General features: G+C 43.8%; 1 protein-coding gene. It reads left to right on the top strand.

Annotated elements, in window-relative coordinates:
- Positions 1-2,624, top strand: a 2,624-nt coding sequence (locus HMPREF2697_RS09835; protein ID WP_257375256.1) for a lectin-like domain-containing protein, incomplete at both ends; no start/stop codon positions are given.

Here is a 2,624-nt window from a genome sequence, read left to right as displayed (position 1 = left end):
CTAGAACCCGTAATACTGTGGTCAATACGGTGTTACGCGCAAGTTCTGGTGCTCGTGATTACCGGAATGGAGCACGGATTACTGCTGCCAATACCTTACGTGCATCCTACGATACAAATGCTTCACTGGGAAATGCAACCTATGATCCTAAGGCGCATTTGATTGTAACCAATAAGAATCAATCCACCTACTTTAAAACAACTGGAGATGCCTCTTTAAGTAATGGAATTTTGACCTTGACGCCAAGTGCGCCAAGTCAGGCAGGTGCCTATACCCTGAACACAAAGATTGATATGAACGAAAGTTTCACTCTCACAGGGAAAATCAATCTTGGTGAGGCTTACGAAGGTCGTAATAACAATGGTCATGCGGGTGGTGATGGAATTGCTGCGGTATTCTCAACGGGTGCTATCGGAGAAATCGGGAATGCCAACGGTAATGGATCAGGTGCCAGTCTTGGGATGGGAGGAGATAACCTCAAAGGTTCTTTTGGTTTCAAACTAGATACTTGGCATAATACGGGTAACCCATTACCGAATAATAAAGCTTCAGCCGATCCTAAGTATTCGGGTTATCAAAAAGGAGCTTTTGGAGGCTTTACTTATAACTATAATGGATCAAATAGTACGGCACGTGGAAGTGTTTACCCCGTTATCCGCACAATTACGAAGTTAAATGGGGAAGGCCCAACAGATAATTCATTGAAGGACTATAAGGTTGTCTATGATGGGGATACCAAGGTGATGACGGTCACCTATAATGGACAAACCTGGTCTATGAATCTAAACAATGATCCCATAGCTGTTACTGGTGACATGGAAGTTCTTGGTCATCCAAATGCAAGTGCCCTAAAATATGAGAATAGAAGCAGAAGCCTCTTGCAAAATGCGGGCTATCCTGATGAAATGGCTTTTGCGCTCTTTGGATCGACGGGTTCCGGCTATAATTTACAGCAATTCCAATTGGAGAAGTTTGACTATTCAGCTCAGGGTGCCTACATTACGGTGAAATTCATTGATGCAGACACTGGGGAAGATATTCCTGGAAAAAATGAAGTGTTGATTCAGAAAACTCCTGGAACAAATGTAGATTTGGGAGAATACCTTGCTATTAGTGGTTATACTCTAAAAGCGACAAACGTTTCTACGGCTAAGGGCTATCTTTTTGGTAACACTGTGAAAGTTGTTACGGGTAACCAAGGAATTACCTATGCTTTCCATAAAATCAGACAAAACGAAATTTACACAGCCTCTGCCAAAGCAACAACTGTGTACACGTTGCAGGGTGAAACAGCTTCGGATCTTTCTGATGTAAGTAAATTTGTGACGGTTGCTTCAAATGAAAGTACAACACCTGCTGCCTCTGGTTATAGTCTGGTTTGGTCAACACCGATTTCAACGACTACTTCGGGGAATCAAACAGCTGTTGCAAAAGTAACCTATTCAGACGGTTCTGTGCAAACCGTTAATGTGAATTATAAGGTTTTACCTAAGATTGAGGCTAAAACACCTATTTATGATTTTAAAGGTCAAAATCTTCACAATGGTTCAAATGCAGATGCGTATCTCTCATCTGATGTGACAGACCAATCTTACACAACCAAATGGACCAATACCTCTACATCTGAAACAACGACAACTCTACCATTGTCAACAGCAACGGCAGGTGAATTTAACTATACGATTACCCGAACCTATGATGTTGGTCGTTATGGGACAACTTCAAATAGTTCAGAGTTGTTGGTGAGTACAACTACTCTTAAACATAAAGTTATTGAGGTGAAGGGTGTTTCTCATACATTTGAACAAGATGTTGATGATGAGGATTATTATAATAGCTATACGCCAAGTGAATGGTATAGTGCAGATTCGGTTTCACAATCGGCCATCTTATCTGCAAATTTTGTCAGCTCAGACTTACCAGATATTAGTACTCCTGGACAATTCACTTATTCTGTTAGATTTACAACCTTACCTGACGGGACAGGCCTAAGTAGCACTTATGAATTGGAGGTACCCTATACAGTTACCCCTAATAGGGATAGTATGTCAGCCTCAACCAGCGCCAGTGAATCCGCAAAAACATCAGCATCAATGAGTGCCTTAGCGAGTGCCTCGGAATCAGCAAGTACCAGTGCTTCGGAAAGTGTGTCCACAAGTGAATCGGAAAAAACCTCTGAAAGTGTTTCAGCTTCACACAGCGCATTAACGAGTGCCAGTGAGTCAGCCAGCACGTCGGCGTCACAAAGTGCCTCAACCAGCGCCAGCGAATCCTCAAGTACTTCAGCGTCGATGAGCGCTTCAACAAGTGCTAGCGAATCGGCAAGTACCTCGGCTTCCATGAGCGCCTCAACAAGTGCATCAGAGTCAGCAAGTACTAGCGCATCCATGAGTGCTTCAACAAGCGCCAGTGAATCTGCAAGTACTAGCGCATCCATGAGTGCTTCAACAAGTGCCAGTGAATCGGCAAGTACGTCCGCGTCCATGAGTGCCTCAACAAGTGCGAGTGAATCCGCAAGTATCAGTGCATCGCAAAGTGCTTCAACCAGCGCCAGTGAATCGGCAAGTACGTCTGCATCCATGAGTGCTTCAACGAGTGCGAGTGAATCAGCCAGCACATCAGCA

This window comes from Streptococcus sp. HMSC064D12 (assembly GCF_001837205.1).
Lineage (GTDB): Bacteria > Bacillota > Bacilli > Lactobacillales > Streptococcaceae > Streptococcus > Streptococcus salivarius_D.
This window is presented reverse-complemented; position numbering and strand designations above follow the sequence as displayed.